Origin of the sequence: Alsobacter metallidurans (assembly GCF_014636935.1) — a bacterium.
GTDB classification, from domain to species: Bacteria; Pseudomonadota; Alphaproteobacteria; order Rhizobiales; family Beijerinckiaceae; genus Alsobacter; species Alsobacter metallidurans.
The window spans coordinates 1,767,745-1,791,555 of record NZ_BMES01000001.1 but is presented as its reverse complement, the minus strand read 5'-3'; the positions used below and the strand labels follow the sequence as shown (position 1 = coordinate 1,791,555).

Annotated in this window: 26 protein-coding genes and 1 pseudogene; 6 read left to right on the top strand and 21 right to left on the bottom strand. The window is 63.8% G+C overall.

Annotation, left to right across the window (positions count from 1 at the left end; all coding sequences use genetic code 11):
* Positions 1–320 precede the first annotated feature (320 nt).
* The 14 genes from IEV99_RS08250 to IEV99_RS08185 all read right to left on the bottom strand — a co-directional run bounded on the left by IEV99_RS08250 (position 321) and on the right by IEV99_RS08185 (position 12,689).
* Positions 321–611 (bottom strand): hypothetical protein, encoded by a 291-nt coding sequence (locus tag IEV99_RS08250; RefSeq protein WP_188517179.1) that lies wholly within the window; start codon positions 609–611, stop codon positions 321–323.
* Positions 612–629: 18 nt separating this feature from the next.
* Positions 630–860 carry a hypothetical protein gene (locus IEV99_RS08245; protein WP_188517178.1) on the bottom strand — a complete coding sequence of 77 codons (231 nt, stop codon included), beginning with the start codon at positions 858–860 and terminating at the stop codon, positions 630–632.
* A 17-nt stretch (positions 861–877) separates the two neighbouring features.
* Positions 878–1,135, bottom strand: a complete 258-nt coding sequence (locus IEV99_RS08240; RefSeq protein ID WP_188517177.1) for a hypothetical protein — start codon at positions 1,133–1,135, stop codon at positions 878–880.
* 226 nt (positions 1,136–1,361) lie between these two features.
* Positions 1,362–2,084 (bottom strand): response regulator transcription factor, encoded by a 723-nt coding sequence (locus IEV99_RS08235; protein ID WP_244643678.1) that lies wholly within the window; start codon positions 2,082–2,084, stop codon positions 1,362–1,364.
* Between the two features lie 221 nt (positions 2,085–2,305).
* On the bottom strand, positions 2,306–2,536 hold the full coding sequence (locus tag IEV99_RS08230; protein WP_188517176.1) for a hypothetical protein: 231 nt from the start codon (positions 2,534–2,536) through the stop codon (positions 2,306–2,308).
* A gap of 113 nt (positions 2,537–2,649) precedes the next feature.
* The gene (locus tag IEV99_RS08225) at positions 2,650–3,156 is read right to left on the bottom strand and encodes a hypothetical protein (protein WP_188517175.1); all 507 of its coding nucleotides are present in this window, start codon (positions 3,154–3,156) and stop codon (positions 2,650–2,652) included.
* Positions 3,157–3,378: 222 nt separating this feature from the next.
* Positions 3,379–4,038 carry an SOS response-associated peptidase gene (locus IEV99_RS08220; RefSeq protein WP_188517174.1) on the bottom strand — a complete coding sequence of 220 codons (660 nt, stop codon included), beginning with the start codon at positions 4,036–4,038 and terminating at the stop codon, positions 3,379–3,381.
* A 337-nt stretch (positions 4,039–4,375) separates the two neighbouring features.
* The gene (gene ku / locus IEV99_RS08215; RefSeq protein WP_188517173.1) at positions 4,376–5,284 is read right to left on the bottom strand and encodes a non-homologous end joining protein Ku; all 909 of its coding nucleotides are present in this window, start codon (positions 5,282–5,284) and stop codon (positions 4,376–4,378) included.
* A 162-nt stretch (positions 5,285–5,446) separates the two neighbouring features.
* On the bottom strand, positions 5,447–6,346 hold the full coding sequence (locus tag IEV99_RS08210; RefSeq protein WP_188517172.1) for a three-Cys-motif partner protein TcmP: 900 nt from the start codon (positions 6,344–6,346) through the stop codon (positions 5,447–5,449).
* The gene (locus tag IEV99_RS08205) at positions 6,343–7,095 is read right to left on the bottom strand and encodes a DUF5131 family protein (RefSeq protein WP_188517171.1); all 753 of its coding nucleotides are present in this window, start codon (positions 7,093–7,095) and stop codon (positions 6,343–6,345) included. Before IEV99_RS08205 ends, IEV99_RS08210 begins: the two co-directional genes overlap by 4 nt.
* A 511-nt stretch (positions 7,096–7,606) precedes the next feature.
* The gene (locus IEV99_RS08200; protein ID WP_188517170.1) at positions 7,607–10,279 is read right to left on the bottom strand and encodes a hypothetical protein; all 2,673 of its coding nucleotides are present in this window, start codon (positions 10,277–10,279) and stop codon (positions 7,607–7,609) included.
* Complete coding sequence (locus IEV99_RS08195; RefSeq protein WP_188517169.1) at positions 10,276–11,715, bottom strand: hypothetical protein; 1,440 nt, start codon at positions 11,713–11,715, stop codon at positions 10,276–10,278. The genes IEV99_RS08200 and IEV99_RS08195 overlap by 4 nt, the downstream gene beginning before the upstream one ends.
* A gap of 9 nt (positions 11,716–11,724) precedes the next feature.
* Complete coding sequence (locus IEV99_RS08190) at positions 11,725–12,201, bottom strand: hypothetical protein (protein ID WP_188517168.1); 477 nt, start codon at positions 12,199–12,201, stop codon at positions 11,725–11,727.
* Positions 12,198–12,689: a hypothetical protein gene (locus IEV99_RS08185; protein ID WP_188517167.1), complete on the bottom strand. Its 492-nt coding sequence runs from the start codon at positions 12,687–12,689 to the stop codon at positions 12,198–12,200. Before IEV99_RS08185 ends, IEV99_RS08190 begins: the two co-directional genes overlap by 4 nt.
* Positions 12,690–13,104: 415 nt before the next feature.
* On the opposite strand from IEV99_RS08185, the gene IEV99_RS08180 reads away from it, so the two are divergent.
* Positions 13,105–13,377, top strand: a complete 273-nt coding sequence (locus IEV99_RS08180; RefSeq protein WP_188517166.1) for a hypothetical protein — start codon at positions 13,105–13,107, stop codon at positions 13,375–13,377.
* A 41-nt stretch (positions 13,378–13,418) separates the two neighbouring features.
* Positions 13,419–14,087: a recombinase family protein gene (locus tag IEV99_RS08175; RefSeq protein WP_188517165.1), complete on the top strand. Its 669-nt coding sequence runs from the start codon at positions 13,419–13,421 to the stop codon at positions 14,085–14,087.
* Between the two features lie 6 nt (positions 14,088–14,093).
* Here IEV99_RS08175 and IEV99_RS08170 read toward each other — a convergent pair whose 3' ends face one another.
* The 7 genes and pseudogenes from IEV99_RS08170 to IEV99_RS08145 all read right to left on the bottom strand — a co-directional run bounded on the left by IEV99_RS08170 (position 14,094) and on the right by IEV99_RS08145 (position 19,112).
* A complete protein-coding gene (locus IEV99_RS08170) occupies positions 14,094–14,417 on the bottom strand; it encodes a hypothetical protein (RefSeq protein ID WP_188517164.1) in 324 nt (107 codons plus the stop codon).
* On the bottom strand, positions 14,414–14,731 hold the full coding sequence (locus IEV99_RS08165) for a hypothetical protein (RefSeq protein WP_188517163.1): 318 nt from the start codon (positions 14,729–14,731) through the stop codon (positions 14,414–14,416). The genes IEV99_RS08170 and IEV99_RS08165 overlap by 4 nt, the downstream gene beginning before the upstream one ends.
* 81 nt (positions 14,732–14,812) lie before the next feature.
* Positions 14,813–14,905 (bottom strand): annotated as a pseudogene (locus IEV99_RS23855) (HGGxSTG domain-containing protein); the annotation flags it as partial.
* Positions 14,906–15,368: 463 nt separating this feature from the next.
* The gene (locus IEV99_RS08160) at positions 15,369–17,684 is read right to left on the bottom strand and encodes an AAA family ATPase (RefSeq protein ID WP_188517162.1); all 2,316 of its coding nucleotides are present in this window, start codon (positions 17,682–17,684) and stop codon (positions 15,369–15,371) included.
* A 51-nt stretch (positions 17,685–17,735) separates the two neighbouring features.
* Entirely contained in the window at positions 17,736–17,975 is a 240-nt protein-coding gene (locus tag IEV99_RS08155) for a hypothetical protein (protein WP_188517161.1), read from the bottom strand.
* The gene (locus IEV99_RS08150) at positions 17,962–18,915 is read right to left on the bottom strand and encodes a hypothetical protein (RefSeq protein ID WP_188517160.1); all 954 of its coding nucleotides are present in this window, start codon (positions 18,913–18,915) and stop codon (positions 17,962–17,964) included. The genes IEV99_RS08155 and IEV99_RS08150 overlap by 14 nt, the downstream gene beginning before the upstream one ends.
* Complete coding sequence (locus IEV99_RS08145) at positions 18,915–19,112, bottom strand: helix-turn-helix domain-containing protein (protein WP_188517159.1); 198 nt, start codon at positions 19,110–19,112, stop codon at positions 18,915–18,917. Before IEV99_RS08145 ends, IEV99_RS08150 begins: the two co-directional genes overlap by 1 nt.
* A 504-nt stretch (positions 19,113–19,616) precedes the next feature.
* On the opposite strand from IEV99_RS08145, the gene IEV99_RS08140 reads away from it, so the two are divergent.
* Genes IEV99_RS08140 through IEV99_RS08125 form a run of 4 tightly spaced genes read left to right on the top strand, consistent with a single transcriptional unit; the run spans position 19,617 to position 23,736 of the window.
* Entirely contained in the window at positions 19,617–21,371 is a 1,755-nt protein-coding gene (locus IEV99_RS08140) for an alkaline phosphatase (RefSeq protein ID WP_188517158.1), read from the top strand.
* A complete protein-coding gene (locus IEV99_RS08135) occupies positions 21,343–21,831 on the top strand; it encodes a hypothetical protein (RefSeq protein WP_210318631.1) in 489 nt (162 codons plus the stop codon). Before IEV99_RS08140 ends, IEV99_RS08135 begins: the two co-directional genes overlap by 29 nt.
* Entirely contained in the window at positions 21,809–22,519 is a 711-nt protein-coding gene (locus tag IEV99_RS08130) for an ABC transporter ATP-binding protein (RefSeq protein ID WP_188517157.1), read from the top strand. Before IEV99_RS08135 ends, IEV99_RS08130 begins: the two co-directional genes overlap by 23 nt.
* Positions 22,516–23,736 carry an FtsX-like permease family protein gene (locus IEV99_RS08125; RefSeq protein ID WP_188517156.1) on the top strand — a complete coding sequence of 407 codons (1,221 nt, stop codon included), beginning with the start codon at positions 22,516–22,518 and terminating at the stop codon, positions 23,734–23,736. The genes IEV99_RS08130 and IEV99_RS08125 overlap by 4 nt, the downstream gene beginning before the upstream one ends.
* Positions 23,737–23,811: the final 75 nt, after the last annotated feature.

The following is a 23,811-nucleotide window of genomic DNA, read 5'->3' as shown; positions in this document are numbered from 1 at the left end:
TGTGACCGCTCAGGAGCAGATGCAGCAGGAGCAAGCGCGGTGGGACGGTTACCTCGGCCGCACGGTTGCGGACTTCATCAGCGCGACGATGCTGACGCCGGTGGACAAGTATGACCTGAGCGGCTCCCGAGTGTTCGTTTTCGCTGGCGCGCCGAGAACAACCGTTCTTCCGGGCTCTTATGGAGTTCCTACTGTCGGCGCCGACGCCACCTGTCGCGTTCAGGTCGAGGCTGTGAACGACCGCGCGAGCAACACGGCCGACGGTTGGTGTATTGTGCAGATCCGGCGAGCTGGAGGTTGCGACGGGCTAGTCTGACCAATTAACCCGTGAAGCTCTCCAAATCGGTCGGCACATCTCCGACACTCAGCAGAACGACGGCGTCGTCGAACTCGCCGACCGAGGGGTCGCCCGACCGGGAAAACGCCACCGCTCCTCCGTGCTTCTTCGCCAGCGCATTCGCAGCTTGCGTTGCGGCGCCCGGACTCTGGAACTCGGCGGCCTCGCCGGCGGCCAGTTCGCCTTCCTCGTCGCGAGTGAAAGGCAGCGCGACGTAGTAGGTCACGCGCTTGCTAGCGGCCTCGGACTGGGAACGCTCCTTAGTCTGTCTCATCGTCGCTCTCCTCTCTGCTCAGTCCCCGACCGGCCGACCTCCACCGCCCTCGGGCGTATAGTGCGGCTTGGACCAAAACCGCCGGTGGTCGCCGGTCAGGGCGCCAGCGAGGTTGTCCAGGACGGTCAGCAACTCGCGGCAGGCGATAGCGCCTTCAGAGCCGATCGGAGCGCGTGTGATCGCCCGGACAGCCGCCGAGCGGCACTCCTCCACCGCCCGGAGAAGCTCGCTCGCCTCTGCTCCCGACAATGCGCTCCGCCGTGTCCTCACGGCCGCCCCACGATCCGGATCTGGCGGCCGCGGACAAAGCCAGCCGAGACGCTTGCCTCGCGATCGTCGGCCAGCGTTGCCAAATCCTCGAGCAGCGATTTGATCGCGGCCCGGGCGTCGCCGTCAAACTCCGCCAAGAGCGCGTCCACATCGGCGTCGGTGGGGTAGGTTGGCGCTGCGGGCGGCGGGTCCGACGTCGGCATCGAGTAGCTCTTTTCGTTAGAACGAAAAGAGAACATCAGGGAGGAGAGCAAGAGTCAATCCGGCTGGATCTCAGGCAATCACGACCAGGTTCTTGAGCGCGAGATGAACCCCTTCCGCCGAAGCGAAAGGGGTCAAGTCGCAGGCCGCGGTCGATCGCCTGCAGGCGCAACGTTGGCGGAGTCGGTTAACGCCACCTTAAGACGATGGCCGTTCCGTTGTGCCGATTGCTCCGGCGATCGCAGGATCTGTTCTCGGCCGCTTGGCGTTTGCAGCTGCTCAAAGCTGCGCGTGCGAGTACAATGTGCTAATTTTGTACGCCACCTCAGTGCGATTTCGGGCCTTAAGCTTCTTCATAATGTTGCGGACATGCACCTTCACTGTGCTCTCACACATGTTGAGTTCATATGCGATAATCTTGTTTGCCTTACCCTCCCGGAGCGCTTTGGCAACGGCGACTTGGCGGCTGGTGAATGGCAACTCCGGCGCTTCAGTGCGAGCGGGCGAATAAGTGGCTGGGCGCTGCTGCACCACGCTGGACGCAGGTACAAAAACGCCGCCAGCTTTCACCAGACCAAGAGCGCCAAACGCAACCTCAAGGGTGACGCTGGTCGGGATGTAGCCGCGAGCGCCCAGTTCGAGCGCGCCGAGGATCGACTCGAAATCCTCCGCGTCGGACACCACCACCATCGACGGCGGGTTGTCGACTTTCGCGAGAGCCGCGATGTCGCGTTGCATTTCTTCATCCGCCGTTTTGCGGCTGCTGCGGAACGCCATTACAAGCGGAGGTTCTCCGATCTGCAGGCCGGCATCCTGCCAAGCGCGAAGCGAACTGAAGGGATAAATCACCAGAGCCGGATCCATAGCCTGCAGGCAGCGAACCAAGCAGTCGCGCATCAGGATGCGGTCGTCGATGATTACCAGATGGGTTGCGTTCGCCGCGAGCGAGCCGGGAGCCCCGTTTCCGGTTTTTTCCAGCGTCTCTAACGTCATATGCTGCATCTGTAGACTCCGGATTGTACGGTTTGATGGCTGGGGCGGGTCGTTCGAGGACATCTGTCGCCCATCGGATAGGGGCTCCCCGGTTCACCGCACATCCAATGCCAGCTGCTTTTGACCGTATTGACACAGATCCGGACCGCTTTCGCGCGAACGGGGTCGGCACGTCCAGCAAACCGCCCTGCCGTCCAAATCGAATGCGGCTTCAGGTGATCAACAACGTTCTACAAGGGGGCCTTGAGCTTCTCGCGAGCATAATGATCCAGTGAAACGAGCCTGTGTCCACGGCACATCATCGAGTTTTGGTCGAAGCTCTCGCGGAAAGCTGCATCTGTATCGGCGTGCCTCTGGCAGGCGTCGTAAAACGTTATTCCATCCACCTCGGCGACGAATTCAACGAAACAATCGCCGTAGAGGAAATCCCGAGAAACGAGTCCAATCTTGAATGTAGCCATGGGACCCTCCTATCAAGGGCGCACCCTACATCTGCTGCCTGAACTTAAAATGGCCGCGCTGTTCATCTTCGATTAATCCCAGCCCGAGGCATTTGCCGTGACAAAGGGCTGGATTATTTTGGCTCATTTCGCCCTACGTGGCTCAGCCGCATTTCTTGCTGCGCTTCGTTATGCCTTCGCGCTGTCTTTTGCGCTTGAATTGGTCGGGACGCGCCTCTCGGCGGGCGTTCAGCAAAATGCCGCTTTGGAGTGGTCGGGACCGCTTCTCGCAGCTCTTCTGGCTCGTCTGTAAGCTGCTCCACCAACGCTGCGGCAGACTGCTGCGACAGCGCGTACCCGATCCAGCCAAATCCCGGATGGCGCAAAAGCAATGGGCGAAAGCCGCCCTCGATCGGCCTGTTGACGCGCCAATTTGGGTCTGCAACGGCCTCAATAATCGCGACTGGCTCGAGTTGCAAAGGTACGCCGTCGGCGAGGTGCGCCCGGGCCTTTGCAAGCTTGTAGATCAGTTGATCGAGGTCAGTTGCATCGAGTTGGATCGCTAGCGTTGAACCCTCGGCCTGGAAACTAAGCGTTGCGTGGTCGGGCGCCGCAGAGATTTGGATTTCGAGTTTGGCCATTGGTGTTCTCCGACGCTCGTTCGGATCTCAACTGAAGTATGCGGGCCTTGTTCCTCCCAACAGCGACACTGGAGTAAGGCGTTCGTGGGCGTGACATTTCTGCCAAACACCTGACGACGGCCGCTGTCCAGCGTGCGATCGCTGACGTAGCTGAGGCAAGCGTCTACATACCCATGGAGTCTGACTCTGAAGTCCCGTCGCAGACGAGGCATCGGCGGAAGCTTAAGGGCTCGTCACCGGGAGTGCATCCTCCCGCAGCCCCCGAGCGACAACCACGAGGTTGTTGTCTGGCAAAGGCCGCTGGAGGCGTAGCGCCTCCTCGGCCGGCGCATTTAGCCAGGCTTCCCACTCTTCCGACGTGGTCAAGATCGCCGGCATGGCCTTCGGGTGGACGGCTCCGACCTCGGCGTTGGCATCCGTGGTCAAAAACCCGAACAGCTCGTGCCGCCCCTCGATGGGATTGGCCTTGGTGCCCCGCACGCCATGCCAGCCCGTCCAGATCCCGGCGAAGAAAGCCAGCGGTCGGCTCTCGTCCAAGGCGAACCAAGTCGGCGTCTTCCGCGGCTTGGTGTCCTCGTATTCGCAGAATGACGTGAACGGGACCAAACAGCGGTTGGCCGGTTTCAGCCAGGCGCGCCAGTGCGGGCTTTTGGTGTTCCGGATGTTTGTCACGGGCTGGCCGCCATAGGCCGGCGGGCACGGCATACCCCAGCGCAGCATCGCCAGATCGCGCACGCCGTCCGGCGCGTTGCGCACCACCGGGGCCATCTGGTCAGGGAAGACCCCCGGCAAACTCGGAAGATTACCCGTGCTGTCGCGCATCGCCCGGGTGAGCTCCAGGATCGCGGCCTGGTTCTTGGTCATGCTGTAGAGATTGCACATATCTGCATTGTAGCGACGTCCGCTGGTCCACCGCTACGGTCAACGATCGAGATAACCCAGCTTGCCTCCTTGGCTTGATTGTTGTCTGCTCAGTGATCCTCAGAGAGGGCCGGTCGCGATGCGTTGCCCCTACGAGATCCTCAAAGAAGCTCAGGAAGCCGACCTTCCGGCAGCTGAAATGCTCGACCTGATCTCAGAACAGGTTAGGCGTTTCGGCGGGGAAGTTGATCGATCAGGCTGGGCGAACCTAACCCCAGGGCAGAAGATCGCGAGGCTGAGGCCGGCGCTCGACAGCCTCGCTAGGCCGGCGCTGCAGTAAGCAGCACGGCGTTCTTGTTCAGCCCCGCTTTCGTGAGCCGCCCTTGGCCTTCTTCGGCTCGGGCGGCGTCACAGCTTCTGCGTTCTTAGTCGCTTTCGGCTTTTTGGACCCAGCAAGCGGCTTGGGCTCCGCGGCGGCCAATGCCGCCTTTTCGGTCTCGATGCTTCGTCGGAGCGCATCCATGAGATTAACGACGTTGCTCGGCCGCGGCGCCGTCGGCGCGTCGGCTACAACGGCTCCAGCCTGCTTGGATTTCAGCATCTCGACTACAGCCGTCTCGTAGCGGTCCTCGAACTCGGCCGGATCCCAATGGCCGGCCTTGCGCTCCACAATCACGTGCGCAAGGTCCTTCATGTCGGCCGGGATCGGCATGTCCGGAATGTCTTCGAAGTAAGCCGCGGCGTCTCGAACCTCGTAGCCGTACCGCAGCACGGTTCCGAGTAGCCCCTTCCCCCACGGCTCGATCATGATGATCCGCTCGCGCCGGGCGATCACGACCCGGGCCAGCGCCACCATGCCGCCCTCGCGCATGGCCTCCCGGATCACGGCGAACGCCTCCTGAGCCACGCGGTCATCGGGAGCGATGTAATAAGGCGCATCCATGTAGCGGGGGTCGATCTCGGAGCGCGGCACGAACTTCTCAATGTCGACCGTGTGCGAGCTCTCGATTTTGATCGCGTCCAGGTCCGCGTCGTCGATCGTCACATAGGAGTTCTTGGCGACGGCGTAGCCCTTGACTTGGTCGTCGCTCGTCACCTCCTCGCCCGTATCCGGGTCGACGTAGATGCGCTTCACCTTGTTGCCGGTCTGACGGTTCAGGGTGTTGAACGAAACCCGGGAGGAGGAGCTAGAGGCCGGATAGAGCGCCACAGCGCAAGACACCAGGGAGAGCTTGAGATAGCCCTTCCAATTCGCACGAGGAGCCATCCTGGCCCTCCCCAACTCGATACGCCGCAACTGGCGAACTCAACCTTGAGCGCAGCGAGTCGTTCCGCTTCAGCTTCTCTGTTTCTGCAACTTCGCGCGTCTGGGATTGGCAGCGAAACGATGTTCATTGCCCTTCTCAGAGTGTCAGGTGTGGCGGACGTCTTAGAGCTTCACCCGATCGCCTTTATTCAGAATGGCGTTCGCGCCCTTTAGGCCCAAAGGATGCGGCCCCGCCCAAATCAGGTAGTACAGGTGTCCGCCGCGCGTATTTCTAATCAGCCGGGCCGCCGAGACATGACCAAATGCGGCCCGGAGCCGCTCTCGATACCAGCCAAGCAGGCGTTTACCAGAGTCGCGGAGCTTGATCGTTTTCGGCCCGAACAGATCGGAATTGGTTTCATAAGCCTGATCCCACCAATCCGGTGTGCCGAAAAACGAGTCCAGTGCCTCCCGTCTTGCTGGAGTCAGATCACCCGATCTTGGAATAAGACGCTGGATAGCCATTCCAAGCGGGAAGTTGATAATCACCTCGACAGCCTGGGTCTTCGCCAAGGCAACGATAGTCTCCCAAGGGACGTGCATGCCAAATGGGTCTAAAAAAGCAACCGCCCGAGTTACACGCCAATTGGTCCCTGATTGCGCGATCGATAGAAGCTCTGCGTTAGCATCCCCACTACGAACGGTCATAGTTCGGGTCAAACCGAATTCTTCGCAGAGTTCATTTAATTTCGAAACACGATCTGGATCTCTTTCGATGAAGATATAGCGGGAGAACGGGTTGCTTATCGACAACGCGACCCGTGGAGATCCATTAAGATATTGGATTTCATCCGTGTCGGACACACTCTCGAACTCATGGAATAGATTTAGATCGTCGCTGTTGCTGCGTTCTTTTGTTCGGATGCGTGCCCGCCCGGCACCAGCGAAAGCATCTACGAAAATTGTTGCTTGGCACCATGTATGCTGGTTCTTGAGAACCTTCGTGTAAAACTCAAGATACTCGCGAAGGTCGCCGAGCTTCTCGGCGGCCCAAGGCCCAACAACGGCCAGATCGTCGTTCATTCAGCTGCATCTCGGTATGTTTCTGGTTCGATCGTAGGAAACTCGCTCCATTCCCTTCCGTCTAGTGATCGCCCGCCGGTTTTCGGCCGAAAACCACCCCATTGCTTGAAGAAAAACGCCACGCCAGCGTCGAGGCATTGATCTCTGATCCCGCGAACCCAGACCGGATCCAAGGGCCGCGCGCCGGGGCCGCTCTCCCCACCTACGATGACCCAATGGATGTTCGTAAGATCAACGGCGCCCAACGGTGCTAAGAGCGGCTCGACCGAGAGAAAACGAACGCTGGCCGGCGCGTCTTGCAAGTGACTAACTCTCGAAAGTCGGGCGCTATCTTCGACCGAGACGCCGAGCCATATGTTCCGGGGGCACAGTCTGTCGCGGTAGCGGCGCTTGAGATAGTCACGAAGAAGCGATGATCGTTTGGTGAGAACCTGGAACGTATGCCACCATGCCCTCTCCATGGTGCCGAATACTCGATCAATGTAATCGTCTGGAATGTCCTTGTGGAAGAGGTCAGACATCGAATTCACGAACACCATTCGTGGTTGCCGCCAGTGAAGCGGCTGTTCGAGGCGTTCGGGTCGCAACGTCAGGTCGAAACCCTGCTCAAAGTGGTTACCGGCCACCCCCCGAAACCGTTCTGAAAAACGTTCGGCGTAGCAGCGATCACAACCCGGGCTGATCTTCGTACAGCCAGTCACCGGGTTCCACGTGGTGTCGGTCCACTCAATAGACGTCGTCATTGCCATCGAATTGCACCAGAACGAAGCAGGAACAGTCTCGCACTGCGCAATTCTGGAAGCAAACTATTAACGAGGCACTCCTGCGGCCGAAGCGATGCCTTCTGCCGCGCGCTGCACGCTGACACGGTGGTGCTCGTGGCAGTACGATTTACCGGGTCTGCACTCAGCATCGCATCCTTCCGGCCACCGACAGCCGGAAACCGGCCTAGCCGTTCCCGCTCGATCGGATACACGCCACCAGGACAAAATCTCTCCTGGGCCGGCAAGCGTTACCGGCCGCCGCTCCGGCTGTTCGTGCCACTGAGACATCAGCGACGCTCGATTGGCGGCTCAGTCAGCCCGCCGGCGGGCACCGCCACGTCGATGTCGTCGCCCGATGCGGCGAGGGTATCCCCCGACGTGTTGGGGGAGGCAGTCGAGGCCGTGCTGGGCTGGGCGGCCCCTTGTCCCACGAGTCGCGCGTTTGGCAGGGCCTCGGCGAGTGCTTGTAATAGCGGCTGCATGATCGTGACCCTTGTCAGCGTGCTTCGAACATTTGCGCGATCTGGCCGCCCGTTCGGGCGATCGCCTCGCCGTAGTTCACCGGCGCGCCGCGCGCCGCGGCGGCCCGGATCAGGTCGACGGAGTTCTGGTCCAGGAACATGTCGGCCAATGTGCCTATGCTCCGCCGCATCGTGGCGCGCCGCGCAGCGTCGGCCGCGTTCGTGATCAGAGACGTTCCGAGTGAACGCAGCGCCAGCGCACTCTGCGCACCAAGCGAGCCGTCGCCGAGCTCGGCGTTGAGGCTGCGATTGAACTCGGTTGCCGAACCGATCGGCTTGCGACGGCCGGTCGCCTGGAGCACCTCGAGCAGCGCGTCGGTGCTGCTCGCCGCCGGGCCGCCCGGGATGCCATTTAGGACGGCGTCCAGGACCTCGCGCCGGGGATCGCTGCCGGCCACGTCGTTGCGGAACTTGGCCCCGGCGAACTCGCGGTTGCCTTCCATCGTGTCCGTCGCCGCACGGCCGTAGCGGTCGGCGAGGTTTTGGCGCACGACGCCGCGCGTTGCGTCCGCGTCTTGCGCCAGGAGGCGCGCAACGGCGTCGGCCGTCTCCGGCCCGGATCCCGACATCGGGTTGTGCGGCAGGATCGTCGCGCCGGCCTCCTGCGTGGTCGTTGCCCGGGAAACCTGCCCGAGGGGGCCGGCGCGCACGCCTGCCAAACCGGCGTCGGCTCGCGGCACTGCGGCCAGGCGCTCGGCGACGGCCGGGTACTGCGACAAGAGGTCCTGGTTATCGCGCAGCGCCAGCGCCAGGCGATCCGGGTTCACAACGCCATTGGCGTCCGTCACCGAGTCCATGATCTTCGTCGACAGGTAGTTCTCGTAGGCCACGCGGGCGTTGGCCGGCGCGACCTCGTTGAAGGCGCGGGCGGCCGTCGGCCCGCCGGCCTCCAGCGTCGCCGGAACGTTCTCCGGCGTGGTGGTGAAGTTGCGGTCGTAGGCGTCGCGCTCGATCAGGCGGGACACAGCGGGGTTCTCGAACGGCTCCAGCGGTGCGCTGCCGGCCTGAAAGCCTGTCCGCGCTCGCGCGTATTCCGGGACGCTCTCGAGGACGCGGTCGAGCTCCTTCTGCGCAAGCAGGACCTTCTCTGCGGTGTGACCGTCACCAACCTGCTTGGCGGCCGCAATGCGGGCGTTCATGGCGCCGCGTAGGTTGTCGAGACCCGTGACGCTGGTGTCGACGCCATTCGGGCCCATCACGCTCTGCCGGATCTCGGACAGAGCGTCGGCCGTCGGCCCCTTCTCGTGGACAAGAGCTTCGTCGATATGGCGCATGAACGGCCGCGGGTCGACCTGAATGGCCGACGGCCCGGTGAGGCTTTCCATGGCCACAGGCTGCGGCGGCGTGTCAGTGCGAACCGGCGCCATGCCGGCCGACGTTCTGGCCGCCTCGTCCGCCGCCGTGGGACGGATCGAATAGACGGGGCGTTCGGAGCGCACCGTCTCGGGCTGGATGTCGGCCACGGGCATGCGCGGCTCGGCGGCGCGGGCAGCCGTGTATTCGGCGTCGCCGATCGCGTCGCGCATGCCGCTGCGACGGTCGAAAATCTGGCGCAGCGGCGCTTGGATCTCGGCGCCGGCCTGCATCGGCGTCGTGCGGGGGCCTGTGCCGAGTACCGCGTCAATGAGGGCCTGGCCCTCGGTCGTCTGCTCGATAGCACGGCCGGCGGCCGAGGCCGCCTTAGGGCCCAGCTGCGACGGGTTCGAGCTCTGCGGGGCGATGCTATTGAGCCACTGGCCGACAGCGTCGTCGACCTGTCCGGGCCGAGCGGCGAAGAACGGGCCGGACCTGGCGCGGCCGTCGACACTGCCCTCAACCACGCGCTGGACGTTCGGGAGGCCGCTCGCTCCACCGGTGGCCTGGGCGATGGCTTCAGGGCCGGTGAGGCGCACACCGTGCGGATTGGCGGCGAGCTCGCGCGCCCGCTGCCACTGAGCGTCCGTCATATCGCCCGTTGCGCGCCTCACGACGTTCTCGGGAGCGTAGGCCGATCGCATGGCCGCGGTCCCGACATTGCCCGCAGCGGCGCCAAGGACGCGCGCCCAAGGCTCCGCGGACGTGCCGTGCGTCAGCTGGCCGGCCGTTTCGGACAGGAGCGCTGGCGCTACGACGTTGCCGGTGAGCTCGGCCGCCATGTTGCGCAGGAACGCGCCGGCGGTCGGCGCAGCGCGCGCCGCGCGGGCCGGGATGGCGCCCGGGCCGGTAAAGTCGCCGAGCGTCTGGGCATACTGGCCGGCGGTGGTCTGCGGCTTGTGCCATTCGCCCGTCACGTTGTCCTCGATGGTCTTTTGAACGTCGGCCGATCCGCCTAGGCCCATGTTGGGCGTCATGGCGCGGCCAATGCGGCGCATGCCCTCGCGCTGCGCTGGGGTCGGAACGGTGGGCTCAAGGCCGAGCAATGACCGGATCTGATTTCCCACGCTCAACACGCCATCCATCGCCGGCCCCGTGATGAGGCCAGCGACGTCGCGCGGGGCGCCGATCACGGACGCGGGCTGACGCAGCGCCGCGCCCGTGCCGAAGCTCTTGGCCATGTCTACCGCGACGTTGGCTTTCGGCGCGACCGTGGCCGGCGGTGCCGGCGTGAAGCTCGCCCAAGGGTCGGCGGCCGGTGCGGGCGTGAAGCTGCTCCAAGCGTCATCGGTCATCGGATGAACTCCTTCCCGTCAGGGCGGCGAAAACGGGTGCCGGGTGGCAGCTTGTTGGCCTCCTCCGGAGTCTGGACAGACACCACCGCGCCAGGCGCGCCCGCGGCGCCGGCTTGGCTAGAGACCGGCGCATTGGCGCGCTCGTCCTCCTCCAGCGCCGGCCCCGCCATGCGCTTGATGGCCTCGCGATAGGCGGCGAACTGGCGGCGCTTCTTGGCCGTGACGCCCGGGTCTTCGCCCCTAATCGGGACAAGCTCCTGCATCTTGCGGTCGTACTCGCCTTCCGTGACGCCCATGCCAGACTGCGTCAGGAGCTGCATCGGCAGCGCCGTTTTGACGTCCTGCAGGAAGTTCTGGCCCTGCGGGGACATCTGGTTCTGCACCATGCCCTTGGCGAACACCGGGGAGACGGACGCAAGGCCGCGCAGGGCCTCGTCTCCCTTGGTCGGGAGTCCGGCGCCGTCTGGCGCGTCGAACCCCGCCAGGATGCTGCTCGTGGCCTCGTTGGTCATTCGGTACGCGTAGGCCGCCTTGCGCTGATCCTCGGTCGACTTGGACCCAAGGCCGCCCGGCGTCTGCGCCTGGACGCTGAGAGAGGCGACGCCGGTTCCGGCCGGGTACGGCTTGCCGGTAGTCGGCTCCACCAGCTGGCCGTTGCGGTTTACCGCAGCGCCGAGCACTCGGCCGTTCGCGTCGACAGCGTTCGTGAGCGTCTCCTTGGTCGGGTCAACCGGGACTTCGTTGCCCGCCGCGTCCGCAGCGTTGGCGTAGACGCGCCGGCCATCCCGCATGATCTCGGTCGGCTTGATGTCCTTCATCGCAACGGCTCGACGATCGGCCATCGGCTGCTCGGCCAGCGTGGCGGCGACAATCTGATCGGTCGTCAGCGGGACGGGCGTTCCCGCGATGGTCCGGCCATCCGGCAGCGTCGCTGTCTCGCCGGGCTTGGTTTCGATGACGCCGATCTGCGTCGGATCTACCTTGAACATGCTCGCCACGTCCGGCGGCACGAAGCGGGTTGCGCCGGCGGCCACCGGCTGCAGCATCGACGTCGTGACCGCCCGTTCATTGTCGGCAGCGTTCGTCTGCAGCGCGCGGCTATTGTCCCGGACGTTGTTCTCGGTCGAGGCTTGGTAGGTCCGATCGTAGCCGTAGCGCTGTGTCGCGTTGTTCATGCCGACGGCCGTGAAGCTCTGCGACGGGTTGAAGAACTGCCCAGCGATGCCGACGCGCTCTCGAACCTCCGGCGCCGTGTTCGGGTCGTTGTAGACCTTCCACGCCTCGGCCTGGCGCGCGGCCTCGGCCTGCTTGGCCTGGGTGGCCGCACCCGCGGCGAGGTCCTGGGCGCTCGGCGGCGCGAACATCGACGCGATGTTCTCCAGCCCCTTCGCGATGTGGGGGTCGGGAACGTATGGATTGCGACGAATGCTGGCCATGATTGAACCTCAATGCACGGGAGTGTTCGGCATGCGCACGATCGCGCTCGCTACGGTGATTGCTGCACAGCGCACCAGAACGTTGCCGCGGGTGCTAATTGCCCGCCGACGCGCGATGATTTCGAGACGCGCGGCAAGGATTGCAGCAGTGTCGATCTGGTCGCAGCGCAGCTCGCCAGGAAGCAGATCCTGCGATCCGAACAGGGCCAATATGCCCCTGGCGGCCCCAAACGAGGTTGCACAGTCTTCCCAGGTCAACCTGTCGTCTACCGCTTGGATGACGGCGTGCATCGCCTCGTTCATCCACTGATCGGCTGTGGTGATGACTTCGACAGAGGCGACACCTGGAAACTGGGTAGCGGCCTCAATAAGCCCGCGCAGACCAATGACCGCGTTGACGATCGTGTTTTGACCTCGGGCAGCGCACTGGAACGCAATCGTGATGTCTGCCAAGCGCTGGTCGATGTGGATCGGATCAAGCGTCACTTCGCCTCCCGATCGTGAACAAGCCTCAGCTGATGACGAAGGGAGTGGTGGCGGGCCTGCTCAAAGGCGCGTTCCGCAATTTCCTCGGTCAGCGACGCATTGTGGGCGTGGTTCTGAAAGATCCGCGCGCGAGCGAAGAGGTCAAGGCGGACGTGATTGGGTCGTAGCGCCCTTGCTTGGGCATCCTCGGCCCACAGGCACACCAGTCCGGCCAGCGCGGCGAAGCCGGCGTGGAGATCCTCGTCGAAGATCAGCCCAGGGGGAAGCGCGGCCGCGGCTTCGAATGCCCGGCCCGATGCGAACAGCAGCGAATGGCGTTCCTCACGGCTGATCTGCGGGTATTGCTCAAGCTTCCTCAGCGTGTCTAGCGCTCCGCTAAGGCACCAGGCCACATGCTGGCCGGTGGCCGCCTGCTCGAGGTCACGAAGCACCGAGAGCGCCCGATCTGACGTAGGCGCGGGTGGAACCTGTTCTGCACTGCTGGCCATTGAGCCTGCTCCAACCTGTCGATGGTGGATCGTCGGCCAAGGTCAAGTGCGAAACAACAGGGTGAAAACGTGCTCTCCAGCGCACCAACTTGGCGGCCGCAAAGGGGCAAAGTTCCAGCACCACCTGAATTTCTTCTGAAGGCCGGCGGCGTCTTCGCCGCGTGGCTGGGACTACCCGGGCAGGGGGTGACGCGGCCAATGCTGGAGGCCGAATACCGAGGTCTCGTTGCAATCTGTCGGACGACAATAGCCGGACAGCCGAACGACATCGAAGTACAAACTGGCTAAGCGCTCATTATCTGAGCGATAAATGAACTACTTGTCAGTCGTATGTGCGGTGCGAATTATACGCTTGCCGGACACAAGACTGCATGTTCAGCATTACGCGTCAGACGCTTATTTGGTGAGAGATGAAATGAACATCGCAAGCGAGACAGAATTTTTCTTTCGTATCACCTCGATGCTGGCGCATGCTGTGCGCGCCAACGACATCGATTGCGTTTCCGAATGTCTGGATGAGCTGGAGGTGATGTCCATGTTCACATCGTGTCAGAGCCTCAAGGTCCGAGCGAAGCGCGCTCTGGAAACCTACGGCAACAATGCACCGCGCAAAAACCCGATCCTGGCTACCAACGGCACAGAAATCCTGCAGTTTTGTTCGCTTGCTAAAGCAACCAGACAAGAGTAAAGATGAGAGACGCAAGCGAACAAGCGAACAGGAGATGCTCAATGGCCGTCTACGCTTACACCAGGGTCTCCACCGGCAGACAGGTCAGCGAGGGCGAGAGCCTGGACGTTCAGCGCCGCCAGATTGAAGGCTACGCGATGATGCACGGCCTCAGCATCGACGATGTGGTTGTCGAGGAGGGCGTGTCTGGCAGCGTTCCGGTAAATGAGAGGCCTGCAGGCGGCGGCCTGTTCCGTCGTTTGAAAAAAGGTGACGTGCTGATCGCAGCGAAGCTTGATCGAATGTTCCGATCCGCGCTCGATGCCCTGCAGGTCGTTGAGCAGCTAAGAGCTCGCGGTGTGAAACTCCACCTTATCGATCTTGGTGGTGACATCGCAGGCAATGGCCTTAGTAGGCTGTTTCTCACTATTGCAGCAGCCTTTGCCGAGGCCGAACGCGATCGCATCCGGGAGCGCGTCACGACTTCGAAAATGGACCAGCGCGCCCGCGGGCGCTATCTAGGCGGAAAAACCCCTTACGGCTTCCGGGTGACGCCAGAGGGGGCTCTGGAGCCTGTCCCAGAGGAACAGGCCGTTATCGCCGAGGTGCTGCGCCTCAGAACGAGCGGAACGCCTCTCAGGGCTATCTCAGCTTCGATCGCTAAGAGCCATCACGCGGGTCTCAGTCTGGCGACTCTGTCGAGGCTGGTGAAAGAATGCCAGAACGCGTGAGGGCCCTTACCCGAACAGGCCAACGTCTTCCTGGACCTCGTTTGCGTCGGGCTGGTCATGTGCCTGCAGCTGGCGCATCGCCCTTTCGGCAGCAACCCGGAGCTCATTGCCGTCCATTTCATGCGGCTCTTTCTGATCGGTGGCGTCGGCGCCCCGATCGAAGAAGCCACCTGCGCGAAATAGCGCCGTGACTGCTGTCGCTTTCGCCGGCGCGGGGGCATTCGGGCTGCGGCAGATCTCGAGCGCCGTCTGGTAGGCCTGCTCAACTCCTTCGCTGCGCAGACGCTCAAGCACCGTGCGGCGAACATCATCTGACTTGCGCTCGGTCATCCAAAAATCCCCTCTCCTGCTGCGATCCGACGCTCGTTATCGCGACGTCGGATTTCGGCTTCTGCCCGACGGATCGCCTCGGCAATTTGCTGCAGTTCAGCGCTTGGCTGGCTCTGCCCAGCGCATTCCAGTGTTTTCCGCGCCGCCCTGTTCTGTTCGATCTCCGCCCGTCTGCGGGCGCGAACTGCGGCAGAACCTGACCGGTGGTTCTTCTGCCATTGCTCGTGTGCCTGGCGCTGCTCATCGCTCATCTGACGAAGACGCTTCCGTTTAGCTTTGGCGGCGCGTTCCTGGTCAGCAAGCTTGGCGTGCATCTTTGTGGTCGCGTCCGGCCGGCCGGAAGCCGGCCACTGCCTTTGATGCCAAGCATCGCCCTTCGGCGTCCGACCTCCATGAAACCGGCAGCGCTCTCGTCCTTTGAGAACCGGCTTACAGCACGGCTCTCCGTCTCTCTTCCGAGCGGCCCCGCAGCGTGGCCGTGTTCGCATCTCTGCCAAGTTCTCGGTCGACATTCTCCGACCTAAGGATTTGAAGCGCTCCGATGTACGCCATGCGATCTGCGCCTTACTAAGTGGCCGCCCCTTCATGGAAGCACTCCGAGAGTTGTGGACTGGTGAGGTATGAGCGCGTGAAAGGCCATTGGACATGTTGTCCTTTGCGATGGCCTGCGCCAGTTCCTGAAACGCGCCAGTTGCTCGTGCGCCGCTCCAGTTGCACCAGTCCTCTCTATAAGAGGGACTGGCGCACTGGCGCACTGGGTCTGCTTCAGTTCGTTTGCGCCAGTTGAAAACGAACTGGCGCACTGGCGCATCCTGAAGGATTTCAAGTACTTGAAGCGCGTCGGTCCGCACTCGGAATATGGCCTCTCGTTACCAACTAGCGCACCCCGAACCTTGCGCCAGTTCGCGTAACTGGCGCACCCATTGATTTTGTTGGGTTTTTTGGGAATTCTCACCCGAAGATGCCCTCATCTGGCAGTTCGGGGAGCGCTTCGATGAAGATGCGCGGCTTCCGATTAGCGCCCTTGCCGGTCACTCGGACAAGACGGCCAGACTTCAAAAGCGCATCTAAAACGGCCTTGATCTTGGCGCGGTCCGTGTCGTGGTCGAGCCCCAACGCGATGGAGATCGGAACGCCAACCCAGCTGTCACGACCTCTCACGTCGTTCAGCCACGGCCCGCCTTGTCTCACTGCATCGATGGCTCGAGCCAGATCATCGCGTTCGAAAATGGCTTGAGCGTCGGGGAGCTCAAACCTGGTTACGACGCCGACATCATCGCCGGCAAAGAAGGCCGCGCCGCCTTGCCCTGAGCCATTCCCAAGCGGCTGTGAAACGAGTTGCATCCACTCTGTGCGGTCGTTCGCGCGAGGCGGCGCCAGATTGGCCTTGCCATCTCCAAACCTGAACAACCGCGGCTGTAGCGCCTTGAGGCCAAGCGGTTCGGCCTCGGCGGGGGACATCCGGTTCAGCGTGCGCACCGATCGCGCCGCAGCGATGAATGCTCCAGCGCCACGGCTGTCCTCTGGCGTGATATCCGCGCCATTGGTTTTCCGGACGTGGTGGACCAATTCGGCCGACGCGTTCGTCACGTCTGCAATGCTGGCCCAACGCTTCGCGACAAGATCGATAGCCCCGTTATCGTTCTCTGGAACTCGGTGGGTCGACACAAAGGGATCGAGGATTATGACGTCCGTCTTGGTGGTGAGCATCGCCGCTACAATCTCTTTCACCACCGGTTCGTAGATCGTCACGTCATCGCGCTGCCGGTTCGCTAGCACCAAAGGCACGTCCCGGCCGCTGTCGATGAACAGGCGGTCACCGATGTCCTCGGGTGTCAGGCCAAAGAAGAGTTGCGCGGCCGCGAAACGTCTCTCGATCTCTTCGAAGGGATCCTCGCCATTCCAATAGCGCACACGCGCCGTGCCGCGGGGCTGCACACCCAAGAGCGGCTTGCCAGTCACCATCGCAAGCGCCTCGGCGATGCTCAGCGACGACTTCCCCAAGCCGCCTGGTGCGATCGTAGAGGAGACGAACTTACGAATGTAATGCTGGCCGTAGATCCATTCGCGAGGCGGTATGAGGCGGGGATCGCGAGGAATGTAGGGCTGGATTGAAAGCGCTGCCCTGTGCGGCGGGAGGGCGGCCGTAGGGAACAACGGCTGGTAGGTTTGGGCCGCCTCAGCTGCGGCGGCCGCTTCTACGTCGAACCAGACTTCAGCTTTGCTGAACTTCCCTTCCGAATGTGCGTCGGCCATGTCGAACAGCCAATCAGCGCCCACCTTGCAAGGCGCGTGGATGCGCGCCCATTCGCGATCTATGAAGTCGGCATCGTTGGTTCCATCGGACCACCGATCGCAGAAATCGAAGAAGTAGGCCCTGGCCTCGTTTTCGTCATCGAATGCTGCCAAGCAGGCATAACCGAATTTTACCATGCTCACTCTTGTCGGGAAGAGCTCGGAGGTGTTCGGAATGAGCGCCGCTGCCCTGCGGAGAAGATCCTGGTTAGCTGCGCGCAGCGTCTCCTGCGGAGGAAACTCCCCGTTGCTGCCCTCGAACAGGGCCTTGCTGCATTTGGGCAAAGTCGCCCTTAGGTCGTCCAGCAAGGCCAGGACCTGTTCGGGATTGTGCAAAGGTAGTTCCGCCAGCGGCGGAAGAGGCACTCGCCATTCGTAGGGCTGCCCCGTCAGGGCGTGAACGCCGGCGCAAACGAATTGCTTGCCGCTCGTCAGAACCTCGACCAGTTCGGTTTGGGCTCCGTCCAGGCCGACATCGCCAAACGTGACCCGGTGGTACCGGAGTGGTTGGGCCATCCTGACGACATAGCCAGCCTTCGGCCAACGCCCGATCCTAAGCGGCAGAACACCGAACTGTTCGGCGATCTTGTCGGCGATAGCCGCCGCCCATCGCTCGCTCATCGTATCGGCGTCGATAAGGTAGATGTAACTGCCGTCGTGCTGTTGGCCCGTTCGAATGCCGACACCCGCACGCATAGCCCACCAGTCGTCGATGCGCCGCTCGGTAGGCTGCAGCGTGTGCCAACCTTTCAGACCGCGCCACTTACCGTCGAACCCTAGTTCGCCAGGCACCTTCCCCCGACTGCTCGGGTTACGTGCCAAATGGCTGAATGAGGATAGCTCGGCGCCGGGCGGAACGATCGGGACAAAACTGCGGTAGCCGAGATCCCAGATCGCCCTGAACGGGTTTGTTTCAAGCGAGCCAGTGAATTGCCGGGCCGGCGTCGGCCGTGGTATAAGGGGAGCGTTCACATCGCATCCTTTCGGGCCGGGCCCTGTCTTCAGCAGGTCCCGGCCTTTTCGTTAGTTGTTGACGACGAGTTTCAGCGCTGGCTTCTGGCGCCGGCGGGCCCGATCGGCGATCAGGATGAATAAGCTCTCGGCCACTACAGCCTGTCGGCCGTTGAGCATGGCGGGACGCAGCCGCCCAAATGTACGTTGGGTCCACACCCACGAGACGGAGCGGCCCGCTATCGCTGCCGCCTCTGGCACCGAAAGGACCTCGACATCAGGGTAGGAAGCTCTCGCGTCAGAGTTCAGCATGGTTTCGCTCTCCCGTTTCCAGGGAGCGTGCAGCAGCGCTTGGTGCGATACCACCCGGGGCTTCGCGTGCCGCCAGCGCACCGATCTGCGCCCGAGTACGGGCTGAGAGATGCCGCTTTAATATCCTGATCTGAGTGGCCGTGATGTCGTCGGGCACAGCCAAAAGCGGGATCGGTCCGACGATGCGGCCCGCCTCTTCTTCTGCCACGCGTAGCAGCGTGAACAACTGCCCGCTCTTGAGGAGACGTTCGGCGGCGCGTGGAAGCGTCAGATGGCGGAGTAGCGGATCCGTTCGCACGAACGTGAACAGGCAGTCCAGAACTCTGGCCCTGAACGCCAAGTGGCAGCAGGCGTAGGACATGGTATTTGGGTTGAGCAGGGCGCCCCGGCTGCAGAAGGTCTCCAAAGCATCCCTGACCGTCCGGTGAGTCGCGCCGTCCACATTCCGGTCATCAGGCAGCCCGCGGTTCAGAAACTTCGCTGTCGCCGAGCGGTTGTACGGGTGGAACGCACACACAACGCCAGCCACGACGTCGGCCATGCTCCTGCGTCCAGGCCGCCAGCCGTCCTCGTCGGATCTAATTGGAGAGCGTGTGCGCGTCAGGGCAAGATGGCTGATCAAATCGGTGCTGGTTCGCGCAATAATCAAGGCTTCGACCCGCCGGTCGATGTACTCAGCCATTTGCGGGGTTGAAAGCACGTCAGCCGAAAGCCCGGCGTTGGTGAGTTCCAACTCTGCGACGATGGTGAAAAAAGCGCGCTCGTCCTGCTTCGTTTTGGCGCGGTACGCGGCCCAAGCCGCAAGTTCCCGTGGCTGATCATCAACCAGGTTGTCGATCAGCCAGTCCGGCCAAAGCCGAGACCTGTCCACAAGAACCTCTTCGACGTAGCAGGCGAAAGCGAAGAACGTCTCGTCGTGCGGAGCGAAGCGGCGGCCCATCACGCCACCTCGACGGCGCGAGCAAGGAAGGCCTCAGCATCGACCAGGCGGATAACGGTACGCCCGCCGATGCGGGCCCGCGGCAGCGCGCCACTCTGGAGTAAGCGCCAGATTGTCGCGCGAGAAACGCGGAGAAAGTCGGCGGCCTCCTCGACTGTCAGAGCACCGCGCTTGGGGTTCAGGTGTTGATTGGACATCGGAGCCTCTGCAATTGCGTGAGGCTTCAAGATGCGACAGGCCGCCCGCTATTTTGGTCACCTTAGATCGGGATCTTAATCGCCTGCGGAGCGAAATAGTCCGTGTCCAGCTCGGCATACAGCCGGCCATCGTAGGTTTCCCACCTTGCGCCTCTCCCGCCGCTGTCCAAAAGCGGAATCCGCTATGAATTCTTTCTTCGCACGGGACGAAACGGCGCCATCGAGCTCTACGTTGATGGTCATCTGATCGCCAGTGCGGCCGGCAATTTCGGAGATGGTGACCCGAAAGGTGATCAGTACTTCTAATTTGGCCCTTACCGCGACCGATCGGATCAGCCTGCTAGCCTGGAGTTCTCGAAGTTTCGGCGCGCTGCATCCCGCGATGATCTTCGCCCCTGCTTGTGTGGTTCGGCTTGGCATCCATTCGTGATTGATCGCGTCATCGAGGCGTCATGTGAGGTGTCTAGGCGAGTAAGGCGTTCCTCAAACGGCCCGGGATAACCCATGCGTCAGACGCTCGCCGCAGCCTTGCTGCTCTCCACCGTATCGGCGCCGGCCCTGAGCCAGACCATTTATCCGATCGACCGGGCGCAGATCCTCACCGGGGCGATGTTCGATCTCAAGGTCGAGTTCCCGGGGCTGGCCGAGCCCGGCAAGATCTCCGTCACGGTGAACGGCCAGGATCACGCCCAGGCGCTGGGACGCGCCGCGACCTACGTGGCGCGTGAGGACGACAAGGACCAGTCGGCCGTGACGCTGCGGGACGTCGTGATCGACAAGCCCGGCCGCTACGTCGTGAAGGCGACTGACGGCGTCAACACGCGCGAGGTCGCGTGGGACGTCTATGAGACCGCGCAGCCGCGCAAGGCCAGGAACGTGATCCTGTTTATCGGCGACGGCATGTCGAACGCCCATAGGGTGGCGGCGCGCATCCTCGCCAGGGGCATCCAAGAGGGCAAGTACAAGGGCAAGCTCACGCTCGACGACATGCCCGCGATGGCGCTGGTGTCCACCTCGGGCGTCGACAGCGTGATCACCGACTCGGCCAATTCGGCCAGCGCCTACACGACCGGCCACAAATCGTCCACCAATGCGCTCGGCGTCTACGCGGACCGCACCAAGAGCACGACCGACGACCCGAAGGTCGAGACCATCACGTCGCTGGCGCAGCGCCGGCTGAACATGGCGGTCGGCGTCGTCACCAACACCGAGATCGAGGACGCCACGCCGGCCTCCATGGTGGCGCACACGCGCCGGCGCGCCGAATACGACGTCATCGTCCAGCAGTTCCTGGACCAGAAACCCGACGTGATCATGGGCGGCGGCGCGGCGAACTTTATCCCCAAGAGCACGGCGGGCTCCAAGCGCGGCGACGATCAGGACTACGTGGAGAGGTTCAAGGACGCCGGCTACGCGGTCGCTACCACGGCGGGCGAGATGAAGGCGGCCTCGGCCGCGGGGGCCAAGAAGCTGCTCGGCCTCTTCAACCTCGGCAACATGGACGGCGTGCTGGATCGCAAGTTCCTGAAGGTCGGCAGCGTCAAGCGCTATCCGGAGCAGCCCGACCTCACCGAGCAGGTGAAGTCCGCCATCGAGGTGCTGTCGAAGAACGACAACGGCTTCGTGCTGATGGTCGAGTCCGGCCTGATCGACAAGTTCACGCACGCGCTCGACATGGAGCGGGCGATCTACGACACGATCATGCTCGACAACGCCGTGAAGGTGGCCAAGGACTTCGCCGACCAGAAGAACGACACGCTGATCCTGGTGCTGGCCGACCACACCCACCCGGTCGGCATCGTCGGCGTCATGCATGACGACATGGACGGCCCCGCCCCCAACGTCGAGCTGCGCGATCGCCTCGGGATCTACGCCGAGGCCGGCTACCCGAGCTATCCGGCGCCGGACGCCGAGGGCTATCCCAACAAGGTCGACGTGAAGGACCGCCTGGCGTTGTTCTCTGCGAGCTTCCCCGACTACTACGAGACCTACCGGCCCAAGATGGACGGCCCCAACAATCCCACCGTCGCCGGCAAGGAGAAGGGCACCTACGCGGCCAACGAGATCTACGCCAAGTCGCCCGGCGCGCAGCTGCGCCCCGGCAACCTGCCGAAGGACGGCAACTCCGACGTTCACAGCGCCGAGGACTCGCTTCTGAACGCCTACGGGCCCGGCTCCGAGATGGTGAAGGGCTCGATGGACAATACGGACGTGTTCAAGGTGATGGCGCATGCGCTCGCACTCGGAACCGCGAAGTAATCCGCCGAAGCTGCGGCTGAGCCGCCGCCGCGCCCTGCTGGCGTTGGCGGCGGGCCTCGCCTCCGGCGGCGTGCGCACGGCGGCCGCCGCGCCGGCCGTTCTCGACTTCGCCGATCTCTACGAGGCGTCGGGCGTGCTCGGGCTGAAATTCTCGCCCAAGCTGCTGTCACTAAAGGGCGCGTCCGTGGCCATGCAGGGCTACATGGCCCCTCCCCTCAAGGCCGAAAGCGACTTTTTCGTCCTGACGCGGGAGCCCGTCTCGCTCTGCCCCTTCTGCTCGTCCGACGCCGATTGGCCGACCGACATCGTGGTCATCCACCTGCGCCGGGCGGCCCAACCCACACGCTATTCCGATCCGATCGCCGTAACAGGGGTTCTGGAGGTCGGGTCCGCGACCGACGCGGCCACGGGCTTCGTGTCGCAGATCAGACTGATGAATGCCGATTTCCGCATCGTCTGAAGCGCCGCCGCTCACCGTCCACGACCTGCGGCTCGTCTATGGGCGCGGGCGAGACGCCACGACGGTTCTCGATGTCCCGGCCTTGTCGATCGCGGCAGGCGCCCAGCTTAGCGTCAGCGGCCCGTCGGGCTCCGGCAAGACGTCGCTCCTGCACGTGCTCACCGGCATCGAGCGTCCGACGACAGGGCTTATCTGCTGGGGAAGCGTCGACCTGGCGACCCTGGGAGAAGGCGCGCGGGACGCCTGGCGTCGCCGCAATGTCGGCCTGGTGTTCCAGGATTTCCATCTCGCCCCACAGCTCAGCGCGCTCGAGAACGTGCTGCTGCCGTTGCGCTTCGATCACTGGCGCCTCGGCGCGGCGCAACGGGACCGCGCGCAGGATCTCCTCGACGCCGTCGGGCTTGCCGAGCCGAAGCGCCGCGCCGGCGTGCTGTCGCGCGGCGAGCAGCAGCGCGTCGCCATCGCACGGGCGCTGATCCGGGATCCGCGCATCCTCGCCGCCGACGAGCCCACCGCGAGCCTGGACGCCGAGAACCGCGCCGTTGTCGCCGATCTGCTGCTGGCCGCAGCCCGCCGGAGCGGCGCGACGCTGCTGGTCGTCACGCACGACGCCGCGCTGCTGGGGCGGCTCGGGTCCGTCATCCGGATCGCCAACGGGTCGGTCGCCCCGGTCGAGGCGGCGGCATGAACCCGTTTCCGCTCATCGGCGCCGAGCTGCGGCGATCCTGGCCGGGCGCGCTCGCGCTGTTCGCCGTGATGGCTTTCGCGATCGCGATGGGGGTGACGGTGATCGCGCAGGAACGCGCGCTGCGGCAGGGCAGCGCCCGCGCGGCCGACGATTTCGATCTCCTCATCGGAGCCCCCGGCAGCGAAACACAGCTGGTGCTGACTGGCGTTTACCTGCAGGAGAGCGCCTTGCCGCTCATGCCGGACACGGTTTGGTCCGAACTCGCCAGGCGCAACGGCGTCACGTGGGCCGCGCCGCTTGTGTTCGGGGACACGTGGCGTGGGCGGCCGGTGATCGGGACCACGGCCGATTTCGTCACGCGCGGCGGCAAGAGGACGCCGGAGGCGGGCCGACTGTTCCAGGCGGACCACGAAGCGGTGGTGGGATCGGATGTTCCGCTTGCGATCGGCGCCGGCGTCGTGACCTCGCACGGACATTCCCGCGACGACGGTCGCGCGCTTCCGGGCGAGGCCAGGCACGAAGGTCACGAGCTCATCGTCGTGGGCCGCATGCCGCGGACCGGGACGCCGTATGACCGCGCCATTCTGGCCCCCATCGAGGCCGTCTGGGAGGCGCATGGCCTCGCACGCGGACGCCCCGATCGCGACGCGCGGATCGGACCGCCCTGGCCGGAGGCGACCGGGGACGCGCCCGTGATCGTCGTGAAGGCGGCCAGCGTGGCGGACGCCTATCGGCTGCGCGCGGCGTTCCGCGGCGGACGCACCATGGCTGTGTTTCCGGCCGAGGTGCTGGTGCAGCTCTATGGGGCGCTGGCCGACGTGAAGGCCGTCATGGCCGCCATGGCGCTGGCCACGCAGGCTCTCGTGTTCGTCTCGGTGCTGGTCTGCGTGTTCGCGCTGGCGTCCGCGCGCAGGCGCGACATCGCGGTGCTGCGCGCCATCGGCGCGCCGCGCGCCTTCGTGTTCGCGGTGGTGTGGCTCGGTGTCTGCCTGCTCGTGTGCGCCGCCGCCCTCGCCGGGATCGCGATGGGGTATGTCGCCACCGCGGGCGCGTCGGCGCTCCTGTCGGAGCGGTTCGGCTTCATGCTGAACGCGCGGATCGGCCCGGACGAATGGGCCATGACGGCGCTCGCGGCGGTTCTGGGCGCCCTCCTCGCCCTCGTTCCGGCTGCGGCGGCTTACCGGGGCAGCGTCGTCACCGGGCTTCGCGGCGGCTAGGTCGAAGGTGTCGCACATCTAACAGACAGACGTCATCGCAACGTCGCCCCTCCCCCTGAGAAGAGGCCCGTCCAA

Excerpts from the sequence above, each read along its gene's own strand:
- IEV99_RS08205 (WP_188517171.1), bottom strand. The coding sequence starts at position 7,095 with ATGGCAATGACGACGTCTATTGAGTGGACCGACACCACGTGGAACCCG.
- IEV99_RS08250 (WP_188517179.1), bottom strand. The coding sequence starts at position 611 with ATGAGACAGACTAAGGAGCGTTCCCAGTCCGAGGCCGCTAGCAAGCGC.
- IEV99_RS08225 (WP_188517175.1), bottom strand. The coding sequence starts at position 3,156 with ATGGCCAAACTCGAAATCCAAATCTCTGCGGCGCCCGACCACGCAACG.
- IEV99_RS08135 (WP_210318631.1), top strand. The coding sequence starts at position 21,343 with ATGCGCTCGCACTCGGAACCGCGAAGTAATCCGCCGAAGCTGCGGCTG.
- IEV99_RS08195 (WP_188517169.1), bottom strand. The coding sequence starts at position 11,715 with ATGGCCAGCATTCGTCGCAATCCATACGTTCCCGACCCCCACATCGCG.
- IEV99_RS08165 (WP_188517163.1), bottom strand. The coding sequence starts at position 14,731 with ATGCACGCCAAGCTTGCTGACCAGGAACGCGCCGCCAAAGCTAAACGG.
- IEV99_RS08155 (WP_188517161.1), bottom strand. The coding sequence starts at position 17,975 with ATGCTGAACTCTGACGCGAGAGCTTCCTACCCTGATGTCGAGGTCCTT.
- IEV99_RS08175 (WP_188517165.1), top strand. The coding sequence starts at position 13,419 with ATGGCCGTCTACGCTTACACCAGGGTCTCCACCGGCAGACAGGTCAGC.
- IEV99_RS08140 (WP_188517158.1), top strand. The coding sequence starts at position 19,617 with ATGCGTCAGACGCTCGCCGCAGCCTTGCTGCTCTCCACCGTATCGGCG.
- IEV99_RS08210 (WP_188517172.1), bottom strand. The coding sequence starts at position 6,346 with ATGAACGACGATCTGGCCGTTGTTGGGCCTTGGGCCGCCGAGAAGCTC.
- IEV99_RS08150 (WP_188517160.1), bottom strand. The coding sequence starts at position 18,915 with ATGGGCCGCCGCTTCGCTCCGCACGACGAGACGTTCTTCGCTTTCGCC.
- ku (WP_188517173.1), bottom strand. The coding sequence starts at position 5,284 with ATGGCTCCTCGTGCGAATTGGAAGGGCTATCTCAAGCTCTCCCTGGTG.
- IEV99_RS08200 (WP_188517170.1), bottom strand. The coding sequence starts at position 10,279 with ATGACCGATGACGCTTGGAGCAGCTTCACGCCCGCACCGGCCGCCGAC.
- IEV99_RS08220 (WP_188517174.1), bottom strand. The coding sequence starts at position 4,038 with ATGTGCAATCTCTACAGCATGACCAAGAACCAGGCCGCGATCCTGGAG.
- IEV99_RS08145 (WP_188517159.1), bottom strand. The coding sequence starts at position 19,112 with ATGTCCAATCAACACCTGAACCCCAAGCGCGGTGCTCTGACAGTCGAG.
- IEV99_RS08170 (WP_188517164.1), bottom strand. The coding sequence starts at position 14,417 with ATGACCGAGCGCAAGTCAGATGATGTTCGCCGCACGGTGCTTGAGCGT.
- IEV99_RS08230 (WP_188517176.1), bottom strand. The coding sequence starts at position 2,536 with ATGGCTACATTCAAGATTGGACTCGTTTCTCGGGATTTCCTCTACGGC.
- IEV99_RS08185 (WP_188517167.1), bottom strand. The coding sequence starts at position 12,689 with ATGGCCAGCAGTGCAGAACAGGTTCCACCCGCGCCTACGTCAGATCGG.
- IEV99_RS08125 (WP_188517156.1), top strand. The coding sequence starts at position 22,516 with ATGAACCCGTTTCCGCTCATCGGCGCCGAGCTGCGGCGATCCTGGCCG.
- IEV99_RS08180 (WP_188517166.1), top strand. The coding sequence starts at position 13,105 with ATGAACATCGCAAGCGAGACAGAATTTTTCTTTCGTATCACCTCGATG.
- IEV99_RS08235 (WP_244643678.1), bottom strand. The coding sequence starts at position 2,084 with ATGCAGCATATGACGTTAGAGACGCTGGAAAAAACCGGAAACGGGGCT.
- IEV99_RS08130 (WP_188517157.1), top strand. The coding sequence starts at position 21,809 with ATGCCGATTTCCGCATCGTCTGAAGCGCCGCCGCTCACCGTCCACGAC.